Annotated in this window: 16 protein-coding genes; 9 read left to right on the forward strand and 7 right to left on the reverse strand. The window is 65.0% G+C overall.

The features are described 5' to 3' along the window. Nucleotides 1–347 precede the first annotated feature (347 nt). The gene (locus G559_RS0100840) at nt 348–1,637 is read left to right on the forward strand and encodes an OprO/OprP family phosphate-selective porin (protein WP_028626420.1); all 1,290 of its coding nucleotides are present in this window, start codon (nt 348–350) and stop codon (nt 1,635–1,637) included. A gap of 109 nt (nt 1,638–1,746) precedes the next feature. Here G559_RS0100840 and G559_RS0100845 read toward each other — a convergent pair whose 3' ends face one another. Further along, nucleotides 1,747–2,067, reverse strand: a complete 321-nt coding sequence (locus G559_RS0100845) for an antibiotic biosynthesis monooxygenase family protein (RefSeq protein ID WP_028626421.1) — start codon at nt 2,065–2,067, stop codon at nt 1,747–1,749. Then, nucleotides 2,064–2,762 (reverse strand): CTP synthase C-terminal region-related (seleno)protein, encoded by a 699-nt coding sequence (locus G559_RS0100850; RefSeq protein ID WP_028626422.1) that lies wholly within the window; start codon nt 2,760–2,762, stop codon nt 2,064–2,066. Before G559_RS0100850 ends, G559_RS0100845 begins: the two co-directional genes overlap by 4 nt. A gap of 100 nt (nt 2,763–2,862) precedes the next feature. Here G559_RS0100850 and G559_RS0100855 point away from each other — a divergent pair, with 100 nt between their 5' ends. From G559_RS0100855 to G559_RS0100875, 5 genes are all read left to right on the forward strand, one after another. Further along, the gene (locus G559_RS0100855; RefSeq protein WP_028626423.1) at nt 2,863–3,756 is read left to right on the forward strand and encodes a LysR family transcriptional regulator; all 894 of its coding nucleotides are present in this window, start codon (nt 2,863–2,865) and stop codon (nt 3,754–3,756) included. Between the two features lie 62 nt (nt 3,757–3,818). After that, on the forward strand, nt 3,819–4,346 hold the full coding sequence (locus tag G559_RS0100860; RefSeq protein ID WP_028626424.1) for an SRPBCC family protein: 528 nt from the start codon (nt 3,819–3,821) through the stop codon (nt 4,344–4,346). 190 nt (nt 4,347–4,536) lie between these two features. Beyond that, a complete protein-coding gene (locus G559_RS0100865) occupies nt 4,537–4,914 on the forward strand; it encodes a YciI family protein (RefSeq protein ID WP_028626425.1) in 378 nt (125 codons plus the stop codon). A 31-nt stretch (nt 4,915–4,945) separates the two neighbouring features. Then, nucleotides 4,946–6,169: an RNA polymerase sigma factor gene (locus G559_RS0100870; RefSeq protein WP_028626426.1), complete on the forward strand. Its 1,224-nt coding sequence runs from the start codon at nt 4,946–4,948 to the stop codon at nt 6,167–6,169. 122 nt (nt 6,170–6,291) lie between these two features. Next, nucleotides 6,292–6,735: a YybH family protein gene (locus G559_RS0100875; protein ID WP_028626427.1), complete on the forward strand. Its 444-nt coding sequence runs from the start codon at nt 6,292–6,294 to the stop codon at nt 6,733–6,735. Nucleotides 6,736–6,780: 45 nt separating this feature from the next. Here the strand turns inward: G559_RS0100875 and G559_RS0100880 are convergent, their stop codons facing one another. Further along, nucleotides 6,781–7,089: a hypothetical protein gene (locus tag G559_RS0100880; RefSeq protein WP_028626428.1), complete on the reverse strand. Its 309-nt coding sequence runs from the start codon at nt 7,087–7,089 to the stop codon at nt 6,781–6,783. Here G559_RS0100880 and G559_RS0100885 point away from each other — a divergent pair. Then, nucleotides 7,079–7,309 (forward strand): WCX domain-containing protein, encoded by a 231-nt coding sequence (locus tag G559_RS0100885; RefSeq protein ID WP_028626429.1) that lies wholly within the window; start codon nt 7,079–7,081, stop codon nt 7,307–7,309. The genes G559_RS0100880 and G559_RS0100885 overlap by 11 nt on opposite strands. Nucleotides 7,310–7,458: 149 nt before the next feature. Then, on the forward strand, nt 7,459–8,319 hold the full coding sequence (locus G559_RS0100890; RefSeq protein WP_028626430.1) for a LysR family transcriptional regulator: 861 nt from the start codon (nt 7,459–7,461) through the stop codon (nt 8,317–8,319). A gap of 98 nt (nt 8,320–8,417) precedes the next feature. Here the strand turns inward: G559_RS0100890 and G559_RS0100895 are convergent, their stop codons facing one another. Both G559_RS0100895 and G559_RS0100900 read right to left on the reverse strand, forming a co-directional pair. After that, the gene (locus G559_RS0100895; RefSeq protein ID WP_028626431.1) at nt 8,418–9,584 is read right to left on the reverse strand and encodes an HPP family protein; all 1,167 of its coding nucleotides are present in this window, start codon (nt 9,582–9,584) and stop codon (nt 8,418–8,420) included. A gap of 592 nt (nt 9,585–10,176) precedes the next feature. Continuing rightward, on the reverse strand, nt 10,177–10,590 hold the full coding sequence (locus G559_RS0100900) for an anti-virulence regulator CigR family protein (RefSeq protein WP_028626432.1): 414 nt from the start codon (nt 10,588–10,590) through the stop codon (nt 10,177–10,179). Between the two features lie 233 nt (nt 10,591–10,823). Between G559_RS0100900 and G559_RS30750 the strand changes: the two genes are divergently transcribed. After that, nucleotides 10,824–11,303 (forward strand): hypothetical protein, encoded by a 480-nt coding sequence (locus G559_RS30750; RefSeq protein ID WP_028626433.1) that lies wholly within the window; start codon nt 10,824–10,826, stop codon nt 11,301–11,303. Nucleotides 11,304–11,344: 41 nt separating this feature from the next. Here the strand turns inward: G559_RS30750 and fahA are convergent, their stop codons facing one another. Beyond that, nucleotides 11,345–12,649 (reverse strand): fumarylacetoacetase, encoded by a 1,305-nt coding sequence (gene fahA / locus G559_RS0100910; RefSeq protein WP_028626434.1) that lies wholly within the window; start codon nt 12,647–12,649, stop codon nt 11,345–11,347. 1 nt (nt 12,650) lies between these two features. Then, nucleotides 12,651–13,946 carry a homogentisate 1,2-dioxygenase gene (gene hmgA, locus G559_RS0100915; protein ID WP_028626435.1) on the reverse strand — a complete coding sequence of 432 codons (1,296 nt, stop codon included), beginning with the start codon at nt 13,944–13,946 and terminating at the stop codon, nt 12,651–12,653. Nucleotides 13,947–13,973: the final 27 nt, after the last annotated feature.

The raw sequence follows: 13,973 nt of genomic DNA on the forward strand, positions 1-13,973 counted from the left end.
TTCTTCGGCCGACTTCGCCTTGCCTGACCTTCGCTCGACGACTTTTCCTACAAAACCTAGGCCTTTCGATCGTTCGATCGGAGCGGGTAGTCGCGAATCGCGATTTCCGCAACCCGCTGTTTTCAGCGTCATCTACTGCATATAAACCACTGAAATTGGCTGAAAGGCCCGTTCCAGAGCGTTTCGTTGCTTATGAAAAATCGAAGTAAAAAAGTTCCGTTGTCACAAAATATTTATATAGAAGCAACTGAGCTGAAATAACCCGCCGCCAAGATTCCCCACCAGCACCGACGAGCCCAGATGCTCTCGTGTTTTCTAACGCTAAAGACCAATAGGGGAACCCTTCGATGATCCGTAAGCACTTCGCCGGTTTTGCCGCCAGCGCCATGGCCCTGGCCATTTCCGCCCAGGCTTTCGCCGGTACCGTTACCACTGACGGGGCCGATATCGTCGTCAAGACCAAAGGCGGCCTGGAAGTCGGCACCACCGACAAGGCCTTCAGCTTCAAACTGGGTGGTCGTCTGCAGGCTGACTACAGCAGCTTCGACGGCTTCTACACCAAGGACGGTGACGCCGCGGACGCCGCGTACTTCCGTCGCGCCTTCCTGGAACTCAGTGGCGTTGCGTACACCGACTGGGCTTACCAGATCAGCTACGACTTCTCCCACAACGCCGGCAGCTCTGACGACGGTTACTTCGACGAAGCTTCCATTGCCTACACCGGATTCAACCCGGTTGTGATCAAGGTAGGCCGTTTCGACCCCGACTTTGGCCTGGAAAAGGCTACCAGCTCCAAGTGGGTAACCGCCCAGGAGCGTAACGCTGCTTACGACCTGGTGCCCTTCGCCAACGCCCATGAGAACGGCATGGGTATCCAGGTTTCCGGTGTAGCCGGTGACTCCCTGTACGGTTCCGCGGGTGTCTTCGCCAAGGACGTGAACGACGAAGACGGCGAAAGCGTCAAGCAGTTCAACCTTCGCGGTGTCTTCGCTCCGATGCACGAAGCTGGCAACGTCCTGCACGTTGGCGTGAACTACGCCCAGCGCGATCTGACCGACGTCACCAACTTCGATGCCTCGACCAAGAGCCGTCTGGGCATGCGTGGTGTTTCCACCCTTGGTGGTAACGACGCCGGCGCCAACGGCAACCGCCTGACCCTGGGTGGCACCAGAGGCGCGTGGGCTGACGACGCCGCTCTTGGCCTGGAAGCTGCAGCCGCATTCGGTGCTTTCTCGGCACAGGCCGAGTACATCAAGCGTGAGCTGGACTCCGACAGCGATACCGTTGATGACGTCGAGGGTGATGGTTTCTACGTGCAGCTCGCCTACACCCTTACCGGTGAAGCTCGCGACTACAAACTCGGCAAGTTCGACAAGATCAAACCGTCCAACAAGCAGATCGGCGCCTGGGAAGTGTTCTACCGCTACGACGACGTGAGCATGGACGACGACCTCGTGGGTGACGTTGCCACTGACGAAGTCGAGGCCAAGGTGCACAACCTGGGCGTGAACTGGTACGCCAACGAAGCCGTGAAGATCGGTGGCTACTACGTCAAGGCCCAGGTGGACAACGCCACCAACGCCAACGGCGACGACGACGGCGACGGTTTCGTAGTTCGCGCCCAGTACGTGTTCTAAGAAGACACGGGATTCCGCTCCTTTTTCAGCCCCGCCATCTGGCGGGGCTTTTTCATGAGTGCGGAAAAGGGCGGAGCCGTTGGGCGTTGCCGTTGGCACCGGCCTGCCTTCAGCCCATTCCGTACTCCCGCTCGACATACGCCACCCGCGTACGAAACGCCCGGTACCACTGCTCGCGGCCGCGCCGCTGCGCTTCCCGGTGTTCGGCCTGGGTCCGCCAGGTGCGAATTTCCGCTTCGCTACGCCAGTAGGACACCGTGATCCCCAGCCCATCGCTGCCCCGCGCGGATTCCACGCCCAGGAAGCCTGGCTGGTCGCGGGCCAGCTCCAGCATGCGCTCGGCAGTGGCGGCGTAATCCTGTTCCGTCTCGCTGCGCAGGGAGGTGAAGATCACTGCGTAGTAGGGTGGCTCCGGTGTGCGGGCAATCATCGGGCGTTCTCCTGGCAGGCGTTGACGAAGGCGCGTACCAGCGGCGGCAGGCGGCCGATCAGTGCGGCGCGCTCCGGTTGGAACAGCGTGGCCACGAAGAAGGGATGGCCGTCCAGCTCCACCGCCCTCACGGCGCCAAGGGCATCGGTGGCGGCAACCTTCAGTGGCCCCTGGGTGAGTGCTTCGCGGAAGTCGGGATTGAGGCCGTAGCCACAGAAGTAGCCCTCGAACGCTTCATGCGCGCCATAGGCTTGGGCCAGTTTCGAGCCGGGCAGCAACTGCACCCGTTCCAGGGTTTCGCGCAAGGCGCAGGGCAGGGGACTGATCACCGCGCGCGGTGCATCGGGCGAGTTTTCGGCGTGTTCCGCGTCGGTCCAGCCCAGCACATGGCGCGCATGCTCCAACAGTGCGTGCTGGAAGCCACCACAGGTACCGAGAAAGGGCTGGGCATTGCGCCGCGTATGGGCGATGGCCTGCAGTACGCCCTCGGTGTCGCGGTAGGGGCTGCCCGGGACGCACCAAAGGCCGTGGTATTCGTCCAGGCGGGCTTCGCCGAGGCGCTCGGTGGCCAGCCAGACACCTTCCAGCGCGCGGCCTGTGGCCTGCGCGGCGAGCTCCAGGGCGCGTGGAATGGCGCGGTGTGCGGTGATGCCGTCGTCCCTGTCGCCGATCAGGCCGATGCGCAGTTGCTTCATCTCTGTCCTCCCATGCCGGGCACGGCTTGCACCCGTTCAGGCGAACTATATAGTTGCGTCGAAGCAATCAATATTGGCGAATTGGCAAGGTGGGATTGCAGTGACGCAATACAGCATCGATCACGCCGACCTGGCTTTGGTCTTGGCGCTGGTTCGTGGCGGCACCCTGGCGCGGGCCGCCGAGCAACTCAAGGTGGATGTCTCCACCGTGTTCCGTTCCCTGCGTCGCCTGGAGCAGGCATTGGGCAGCGCGCTGTTCGAGAAGAGCCGCGCCGGCTACCTGCCCAATGCGGCGGCACAACTGCTGGCGCAGCAGGCCGAGCTGGCGGAGCGGGCGCTCGAGGCCGCGCGCCTGGGGCTGGAGCAGGGGCGCGAGGCTGTCAGCGGCACCCTGCGCCTGACCTGCACGGATGCCGTGCTCCATGGTCTGCTGCTGCCCGCCCTGGCCCGTTTCATGCCGGCCTATCCCGCACTGGAACTGGAGCTGACCACCTCCAACGATTTCGCCAACCTCAGCCGCCGCGACGCCGATGTCGCCCTGCGTCTGACCACCGCGCCGCCCGGTCATCTGGTGGGCCGCTGCCTGGGCCCTGTGCCTTACGTGCTCTGCGCGGCGGACAGTTACCTGGCGCGCTTGCCGGAACGCGACCCGGCGCGAATGAGCTGGATTGCCCCGGACGATTTCCTGCCCAACCACCCCAGCCTGGTCTGGCGCCGCCAGCGTCACCCCGAGGTGCAGCCAGCCTACCGTTGCAACAGCATGCTGTCAGTGGCGCAGCTGGTGCGCGCCGGCCTCGGCGTGGCGGCGCTGCCGGAATTCCTGGTACGTGGCGAGCGGGGCCTGCAGGTCCTGGAAACCGACCTGTCCGGCTGCGCCAGCGCGCTCTGGCTGCTGACCCGGCCGGACTGCCGAGCCCTGCGTTCGGTTACCACCCTGTTCGAGGAACTGGCGCGCCATATCACGCTAGCGGGCACCGCCGCGCAGAGCGGCTAACCTTGTTCAAGCTGTACTGCCCAAGTGCCAGTCCACCCGCCCGCAAGCCCCTGGAGGGCGCCATGTTCAAAGCCATCGTTGCCATCATCGTTGTCGCGATAGTCGGCGTGCTGGGATACGCCGCGATCAGCCCGGATCGCTTCCGCATCGAACGCACGACCACCATTGCCGCGCCGCCGGAAAAGGTCTTCCCCCTGATCAACGACCTGCACCAGTGGAAGGCCTGGTCACCCTGGGAGAAGATCGATCCGGCGCTCAAGCGCAGTTACAGCGGCCCGAAGGAGGGTGTGGGCGCGGTCTATGCCTGGCAGGGCAATAACGAGGTGGGCACCGGTAGCATGGAGATCACCCGGAGCGAGCCGGCATCGAAGGTAGAGATCAAGCTGGACTTCCAGATGCCCTTCGAGGCCCACAACACGGCCGAATTCACCTTGCAGCCGCAGAATGGCAGCACCCAGGTCACCTGGGCCATGTACGGGCCTTCGCCCTATACGCACCGGCTGATGCAGGTGTTCTTCGACATGGATGACATGGTCGGCAGCAAGTTCGACCAGGGCCTGATCAACCTCAAGGCCGCCGCCGAGAAATAGTCTGCTACGAACCGCTCGGCCCCTGGGCGGGCCGGGCGGATTCTCGCGGCTATCCTTCCTCTTTCGGCGACGAAAACCTGTAGCGGTCCATTCTGACGAAGAACGGAAATTTCCATCGGCCTTGTCGATTCCCGTAGTGGCCGAACGACCAATGGGTGTCAGTACCCTGCAGCCACCCGAGGAACCCACCATGAAATACCTGTGCCTGATCTATATCGAGGAAGCCAAGCTCGCCACCCTGACCGATGCCGATTACCAGGCCATCGCCGGCGAATGCATCGACTACACCGAGCAGCTCACCGCCAGCGGCCACTACCTGGCGTCCAATGCCCTGGAGTCGGTGCGCACCGCCACCACCCTGCGCATGCAGGGCGGGCGCGTATCCATGACCGACGGCCCCTTCGCTGAAACCAAGGAGCAACTCGGCGGCTTCTATCTGATCGAGGCGCGTGACCTCAACGAAGCCCTGCAGATTGCCTCCAGGATTCCGCCGGGACGCCTGGGCTGCATCGAGGTGCGTCCGGTACGCGAGCCTGAGGTGCGACCCACGCTGGGTGCCGCCTCGTGAAGACACGGAGGGCCTGATGGACGAGGCTGAACTGCGCCAGCGGGTCGAGGCGATCTACCGCAGCGACTCGCGTCGCGTGCTGGCCACCCTGATTCGCCTGCTGGGGGATTTCGACCTGGCCGAGGAAGCCCTGCACGACGCCTTCATCGCCGCCGTGCAGCAGTGGCCCCGGGATGGCATGCCGGCCAACCCGCGCGCCTGGCTGGTGTCGGCGGGGCGCTTCAAGGCCATCGACAGCCTGCGCCGACGCGCCCGTTTCGATGCCTCGAAGCGCCACCTGGTGGATGAGCTGGAGGAGGCCGCCAGCGCCTTCGAAGAGGGTGAGGATGTGGAGGACGACCGCCTGCGGCTGATCTTCACCTGCTGTCACCCGGCACTGCCGGCTGACGCCCAGGTGCCGCTGACCCTGCGCGAGGTCTGCGACCTGAAGACCGAGGAAATCGCCCGCGCCTTCCTCAGCAGCCCGTCCACCATTGCCCAGCGCATTGTCCGCGCCAAGGCGAAAATCCGCGACGCGCGCATTCCCTATCAGGTGCCGGCCCTCGCCGAGTTGCCGGAGCGGCTGGAAAACGTCCTGCGGGTCATCTACCTGGTCTTCAACGAGGGCTATTCGGCGTCCTCCGGCGATTCGCTGATCCGTACCGACCTGTCCGCCGAAGCCATTCGCCTGGCGCGGCTGCTTCTCGAACTGCTGCCGGACCCGGAAGTCATGGGCCTGCTCGCGCTCATGCTGCTGCACGACTCGCGCCGCGCCGCCCGCGCGACCGAGGATGGCGAGCTGATACTGCTGGACGACCAGGACCGCAGCCTGTGGGATCGGGCGCAGATCGCCGAGGGACTTGCCCTGGTGACCCAGGCCCTGGCCAGCCGGCGCGTCGGTGTCTATGCCCTTCAGGCTGCCATCGCCGCCGTACATGCCCAGGCTGCGGATGCCGCGCGCACCGACTGGGGGCAGATCGTGGGCCTCTACGACGTGCTGCAGCGCCTGGTGCAGTCGCCCGTGGTGGCACTCAACCGAGCCGTGGCCATCGCCATGCGTGATGGCCCCGAAGCGGGCTTGGTTGAGGTGGATGCGCTGCTTGAGGCTGGCGAGCTGAATGACTACCACCTGGCCCATGCCGCCCGTGCTGACCTCTGTCGCCGCCTCGGGCGCAAGGCCGACGCGCAGGCGGCCTATCGCAGTGCCCTGGCGCTGGCGCGCCAGGAACCCGAGCGACGCTTCATCGAGAAGCGCCTGCGTGAACTGGAGCGTTGAGGGCACCGCTCGTCGGCCTTGACCGGAGTGGTGTCGAAGTCGGGCAGCGGCCCACGACTAAGCGAGAGTCCGCCGGCAGCGCGCTCGGCGGAACCCCTTACCGGAACCCAAGGAGATGCACTATGAGCAGCGAAACCCTCAAGGCTACCGCCGAACTGGAAGTGCACGAAGTCTTCAACCAGTGGCTGAAGGCGGCCCGCGCAAAGGATGTGGATGCCATCCTGGCCTGCTATGCCGATGACGTGATCGCCTTCGATGCCATCCTCAAGCTGCAATTCAAGGGCCTCCAGGCCTACGGGCAGCATTGGCGTTTTTGCACGGAGATGTGCGGCGGCGACGGAATCTTCGAACCGGCCGATCCGACTATCCATGCCGACACCAGCGTCGCCTTCCTGCATTGCCTGGTCCGCTGCGGCGGCGAGCAGGACGGCGAGGTGAAGACCAGCTGGATGCGCGGTACCCAGTGCTACGTCAAACGCGGCGGGCACTGGAAGATCGTCCACGAGCATTTCTCCGCGCCCTTCGACATGGAAAGCGGCAAAGCGCTGTTCGACCTCCAGCCCTGACCCGGACGCGACGGGGCATCATGCCCCGTCGCAGGGGGGATGGGCTTACGCCGCGAGGCGCGCTGCCAGTTCCGCCAGCGTCACATGCCCCTTGAAGCCGCCACGGCTGAGCGCCGGCTCGCCGTCCTCGATGGCGCGGGCGAAGGTAATGGCCGGGTCGGCCTTCAGCTTCAGCAAGTAGCGCTGCAGGTGCGGGAAGGCCTGCCCCTGCAACAGGCGGTCCAGGTTGGCGCATTGCCCCCGAACATCCTCGGCCCCTTTCTTGCGCAACACGGCCTTGGTGGAGTCAGAGCCGTCGGCCATCTCGTAGGCCTCCCAGCTGCCACGCTCGACGGCGGTGGAGGTGCTGCTCAAGTGCGACCTGGCCCGGGCCGCCGAAGAACTGGACAGCGGCATCGGCCTGCTGGAGCCGCTAGAGGAAGGCGTTTTGCTGCGCACCCGAACCGACAGCATGGGCTGGTTCGCCCGCCAACTGGTGAAGCTGTCCTTCGAATTCGAGGTGCGCGAGCCGGAAGCGCTGCGCGAGGAGATCCGCACCTGCGCGGAGCGGTTGTTGAAATGGGTGGGTCCGTAGCCGGTCTCCCCGCTCCCTTTGGGAAAGGGGTCGAGGGTGAGGGAAGCGCCAGGCCGGCTCGATTTCGCCAATGAAATCCCCCCGCAGGCAATCCACCCCGGCCTTTCAGCCGTTAAACTCGGCCGTCCCTTCAGTACCCGAGCAAGCCCATGGATATCGACCTGGCGCGTACCTTCCTGGAGATCGTCCGCAGCGGCAGCTTCGTCGCCGCCGCCGAGCGCCTGCATGTCACCCAGACCACCATCACGGCGCGGGTGCAGAACCTGGAGCAGCAACTGGATTGCCGGCTTTTCGTGCGCAATCGTGCCGGCGCGAGGTTGACCGCCGATGGCGAGGTGTTCGTCGCCTATGCCAACCAACTGGTGCAGACGTGGGAAGCGGCCCGGCGTGACCTGCCCCTGCCTGAGGGCTATCGCGACGTGCTCAACCTGGGGGGCGAAACGAGCCTGTGCAGCCCGCTGGTGCTCAACTGGGTGATTCGTCTGCGCCAGCGCATGCCGTCCCATGCTGTACGTGCGGAAGTGGGTGAGGCTGGCCACCTGCAGCAGCAGTTGCAGAGCGGCCTGCTCGATGCCGCCCTGGTCTATCGCCCTGATTACTGGCCGGGCTTGCAGGTTGAGTTGCTGCTTGAGGAAAAGCTGATCCAGGTGCGTTCGGCGAGTAACCCTGAGCCGTACATCTACAACGATTGGGGGCCGGAATTCCGCCAGCGCCATGATGCCGCGCTGCCGGAGAAGGCCAGCGCCGTGCTGGCCACTAACCTCGGCCCGTTGGCCCTGCACTACATCCTGCAGTGCGGCGGCTCCGGCTATTTCCGGGCGCGCGTGGTGCAGGGGCATCTGGAAAGCGGTGAACTGGAGCGCGTGGAAAGGGCGCCGGAGTTCACCAATCCCACTTACCTGGTCTATTCCCGCGAGAAGGATTCTCCGGCGTTGCGCCAGGCTATCGACATATTGCGCGAGGTGGTGGCCGAGGATATCGACTGGTCCCGGCGCTGGGACCCGATCTGAGTGCGGGTTTCAGCCACCGCCCAGAGCAAACCGTAGCCCGGATGAAATCCGGGGATGCTTCGCACGGTGCTTTCCGGATTGCATTCGGGCTACTCGACTCAGCTCGCCAATTGCAATGCCGGCGGCGGCTGCAGGTCCTGCAACCAATTGCGGTACAGCGCGGCGATCAGGTCGCTCTGGCTGACGATCCCTGCCACACGACCGCTGTCATCCAGCACCGGCAAGCAATGCAGACCCTGGTCCGACAGCAGCGACACCAACTCCACCACCGGTGTGTCCACGGTCACGCAGCGCACCGGGCGGCTCATCAGGCGTGAAACCGGCGCTTCGCGGCGGGCACGGAAACGTTCGGCGAGGTTGCGGGGGGCTGCGCTGGCGGCATGACCGAGCAGGTCGGAGAGGGTCAGGATGCCCACCAGATGCTGCTTGTCATCCAGTACCGGTAGGGCTTTCAGGTGATGCTGGTCGAGCAACTGCCACGCCTCGCTGACCGGCGCATGAGGGCTGATGCAGCGCAGATCGCGGGACATGATTCTCGCCGCCCGCAGGTCGCCCATGCTGCGCCGCAGCGCGTGTTTCTCTGCAAGTTGCAGCAGGCGCTGGAGATCGTCGCGGGTCACGTCGACGAAGCTTCCGAACTCGGCCAGTGCGCGGTCCAGGTCTTTGTCGGCTATGCCATTACGCTCGCCTGGTCGCGGGTCAGCGGTCAGGTGCGGGCCACTGGCAGGATGAGCGACTTTGCGCGGGTAGGTGGAGCCGCAGAGGTTGTTGATCAGCAACGCTGTACCCACCAGCAGCAGGGACCCAACCAGTACCGGCAGCAACAGGTGCCAGCCTTGGGCAGCGAGGGCAGGTCCGCCAAGCGCAGCGCCAACAGCGATTGCGCAGCTCGGTGGATGCAGGCAACGCAAGGCTTGCATGGTCACCAGGGTCATGCCGAAGGCCAGCGCAGCGCTTGTCAGCAGCGGCAGGCCCCAGTGGGCGACCAGAAGGCCGATGGCAGCCGCCAGCACATTGCCGGCCACTACCGGCCAGGGCTGGGCCACGGGGCTGGAGGTCACAGCGAAGAGCAGCACGGAAGAGGCGGCGAACGGCGCAGCAAGGCGCAGTCCGAGGTCGGTGTCGAAAAAATGGATGCACGCCAGGGTGGCCAGGGCCACGGCGATGCAGCCGCCAACGGCGGCACGCAGCCACTCCCGCGGCGGGGCGGTGCTGGCGTCCGGCAGCAGGCGTTGCAGCCAGAGACGCAGGGGGTTCTGGGGCATGGGTACGACACTTGGCAGTTGATAAAAGGAGAGACCGCAAGGCTCTGTACGAAAACTGCCAACGGGTTTCGCGCCTGACGCGTCGCTCGGTGACCTTTCGTACGGGCCCTGGGTCCCTCAATCCCACTGGGGTGGGGGTTCCATCCTTGGATATGGAAATGTTTTCTTCTCGCGCACGGTTCCTCGGGAGGTCTGCTTGTGCAGGCCACTCCGGGCCGGGCGTCGGGGATGGCGGGAATCCTAAGCGATGGCTGGATAGCGGGCTAATGAATGTTATTGGGGTTTAAGTTCAGAAAAATTGCATCAAATGACGCTGGCCTGCCTGTCGCCGCAGCAACAACGTGCCCCAGGGTGCCGGTGTTATCTGTTCGTGCCAGATGACCTGGCTGAGGACTGGCCTGATTATTCTGCTGGTGCTGATACGCGGCGGGGACAGGTTGGCGTGGCTTGTTGAACAAGCGACCTGAAGTAATGACTGGAGCTGCAGGATGGGGGGAAAGCCATCCTGCGTATCCGGGCGGGGGCGATTGCTGGCAGGCAAGTCCGATATCGGCCCAGGCAGGCTTCGCAACAGCCGATAGGGGGCAGGAGGTCAGTCCATCACATCCTGGAGCACTTCATAGATGATCCCGGTGGCCACGGCCACCAGGATCAGGTCGGTGCCCGCGCGGACCCAGTCATAGCCTTCGTAGTGGGGCAGGCGGCTCACCAGTCGGCCGTCGAGCTTCTTGGCGATCCCCGGCGGCAGCGGTTTGCCGCGTGCCAGGTTCTTCTGGATGCCCGGCGGAAGAGACTGGGCCGGACCCCAGTAGTCACGGTTATCGTCGAGGATGATGCGGATACCGCCGATATCCACCTGCGGGCCGCCGGACCAGTTGCTGCCTTGAGAACTGGAATGGCCCTTGTCATGTCCCTTGCCTTTGCCGGGCTCGGCCAGCAGGGCGGGCGATCCGGCGATGAGGGCAAGGCTGGCGAGTGCTGCGGTGAGCGTCCGGGTTCTGGTCATGTCCGTGATCTCCATGAGGGACTGTTCCCTTTGCTGATGGACTGCGAAAGCAGGGGCGAGTGCCGCAACTATTGCAGAAATTCCGCTGCTGCGAGTTGGCCGAAACATGAACCGGTTCAAAGCCCGGAAACCCGGCTCCGATGGGCGCCTCCACTCGTCGTTCGGCGTTGAACCGGCGCATGGTCCCGGAGTCTCACCGTGTATCGTGAAGAAGCGCCTGTGGAGGTTCCAAATTGATCAATAAGAAAACCCTGTTGGCCGCGGCCACCTGTGTGATGGTCCTTGCGGCGGGTACCGTCCTGCCAGGCGGTGCATCCCTGGTCGACTCCGCCTATGCCCGAGGCAATGGCGGCGGCAATGGCGGTGGCAACGGTGGCGGGCATGGTGGTGGCCATGGCGGCGGATTCGGTGGTGGCGTTGGCGGCGGTCATGCCGGTAGCCACGACGGCAAGGGCCACGGCTACGGCAAGAGCGCCGATCACGCGGGTAAGGCGACCCGTAATGGCGAAGACAAGGGCAACCGCTATGGCAGCGTGCGTAACGATGACAACGGCCATGGGTACTCGACGTCTGCCGTTGCCCGCGACCAAGACAGTCGCGGCCTGGCAAACGCCCGCGCAGTTGCCGATACCACTCCCGGCGACCACAACGCCGATGGCCTGGGCAAGGCGGGCGTTTCGTCGAGCAAGAACGACGGCAAGAGCCACCGCTAGAAACGACTGGGGGCAACCATTCGGTTGCCCCCACTCTCACTTCATTTCGCCGCCAGCAATATCCCGCGGCATTCGCCGAAGCCGATGCTGGGGTAACCCTCGCGCTGGCAACGGGCACGCAGGATCACTTCATCCCCGTCTTCCAGGAAGGTGCGCTGCTCGCCGCTCGGCAGGCTGATCGCCTGTTTGCCGCCGACGGTGCTTTCCAGCAGGCTGCCGAACGCTTCCGGCTGCGGGCCGGACAGGGTGCCCGAGCCGAACAGGTCGCCCGGTTGCAGCTTGCAGCCGCCAACGCTGTGGTGGGCAACCATCTGCGCTACTGACCAGTACATGTTCAGGGTGTTGCTCAGCGCCAGGCGGTGAGGCGCCAGGCCCTGCTCGCGCATGGCCTTGGTGAGGATCAGCACTTCCAGCTCGATATCGAAGGCGCCCTTGGCCTGGTCCGCTTCGTCCAGCAGGTAGGGCAGGGGCTGCGGGTCGCCTTCCGGGCGGGCCGGCTGCGCGGCGCGGAAGGGTTCCAGGGCTTCGGCGGTGACCACCCAGGGCGATACCGTGGTGCCGAAGTTCTTCGCCAGGAACGGGCCGAGCGGCTGGTATTCCCAAGCCTGCACGTCACGTGCGGACCAGTCGTTGAGCAGGCAGTAGCCGGCGATGTGCTGCTGGGCGTCGGCGATGGCGATGGACTCGCCCATCTCATTGCCCTGGCCGATCCAGATGCCCAGTTCCAGCTCGTAGTCCAGGCGCTTGCTGGGGCCGAAGTTCGGGACTTCGTTGCCCGGCGGCATGGTCTGGCCGATGGGACGGCGCACCGGAGTGCCCGAGACGCAGACGGTGGACGCGCGGCCGTGGTAGCCGATCGGGACATATTTGTAGTTGGGCAGCAGCGGGTTGTCCGGGCGGAACAGGCGGCCGACGTTGTTGGCGTGGTGGATGCCCACGTAGAAGTCGGTGTAGTCGCCCACCTTGGCCGGCAGGTGCAGCCGGCAGGTGGAAGCGCTGGGCAGCAGGGCCTGGCCCATGGCTTCCAGGCGCGCCTGGGCGCTGCTGCCTTCGGCCAGCAACGCCTGCAGTTGTGCGCGCAGGGCACGGCGGGCAGAGGCGCCGAGGGCGAAGAAGGCGTTCAGGCTGTCGCTACAGGCGGAGCGGGCGGCCTCGGCGGCTTCACCGCTGAACAGGCCGGCATCGCTCGCCACCTTGAGGTCGAAGATGGCGTCGCCGATGGCCACGCCGCCGCGCGGGGAGGCGTTGGATGGGCTGAAGATACCCAGCGGCAGGTTCTGCAGCGGGAAGTCCGGGTGGCCGTTGGCGGAGGCGATCCAGCTACGGCGATTGTCTGTCTGGGTCATGTCAGATCCTGCCCTTGTCGAAGGTCTTGGCCATGCCGGCCCAGCATGCATCGTAGTCGCTCTGCAGCTGCGGGCATTCCAGCGCGTACTGGCTGGGGCGCAGCACACGGTTGGTCTCGAACATGAAGGCCATGGTGTTGTCGATCTTGTGCGGTTTCAGATCGGCGGCGATGGCGGTGGTGGTGGTGGCGTTGTCCGGGCCGTGGGCGCTCATACAGTTGTGCAGCGAGGCGCCGCCCGGGGCGAAGCCTTCTGCCTTGGCGTCGTAGGCGCCCTGGATCAGGCCCATGAATTCGTTCATCAGGTTGCGGTGGAACCACGGCGGACGGAAGGTCTTCTCGGCCACCATCCAGCGTGGCGGGAAGATCACGAAGTCGACGTTGGCCTGACCAAAGGTGTCGCTGGGCGAAGTGAGCACGGTGAAGATGGACGGGTCCGGGTGGTCGTAGCTCACGGTACCGATGGTGTTGAAGCGGTGCAGGTCGTACTTGTAGGGCACGTTGTTGCCGTGCCAGGCGACCACGTCCAGGGGCGAGTGGTCCAGTTCAGTGGCCCAGAGTTCGCCAAGGAATTTCTGCACCAGCGCGACGGGCGCGTCGATGTCTTCGTAGTGCGCCACCGGGGCGAGGAAGTCGCGCGGGTTGGCCAGGCCATTGCTGCCAATAGGACCGAGGTCCGGCAGGCGCAGGGCGGCACCGTGGTTCTCGCAGATGTAGCCACGGGCGCTGGCATCCAGCAGCTCGACGCGGAACTTCATGCCGCGCGGGATCACCGCGATCTCCAGGGGCTCCACGTCCAACAGGCCCAGCTCGGTCGCGATGCGCAGGCGGCCCTGTTCGGGAACGATCAGCAGCTCGCCATCGGCATTGAAGAACACGCGCTGCATCGAGGCGTTGGCGCGGAACAGGTGCACGCTGACGCCCGAGGCCTGCTCGGCATCGCTGGTCGCGGCGATGGTCAGCAGGCCGTCGATGAAGTCGGTGCGCTCGACGGGGATGTCCTGCGGGTTCCAGCGCAGGCGGTTGGGCGTCACCGGCCCCAGGCGGTTTCCGGCGATCTGGCGCTCCAGGCGCTGGTACCGAGGATGGTTGGCCGACGGCTTGATGCGGTACATCCAGGTCCGCCGGGCTTCGCTGCGCGGGACCGTGAAGGCGGTGCCGGAGAGCAATTCGGCATAGAGACCGTAGGGCGTTTTCTGCGGGGAGTTCTGGCCGACGGGCAGGGCGCCGGGCAGCGCTTCGCTGCTGAATTCGTTATCAAAACCGGATTGGTAAGTGAGCTGCGTGGGGGAGACCATGGCGACCTCGCTGTTTTTGTAATTTGA

It is taken from the genome of Metapseudomonas resinovorans DSM 21078 (assembly GCF_000423545.1).
Classification (GTDB): Bacteria; Pseudomonadota; Gammaproteobacteria; order Pseudomonadales; family Pseudomonadaceae; genus Metapseudomonas; species Metapseudomonas resinovorans.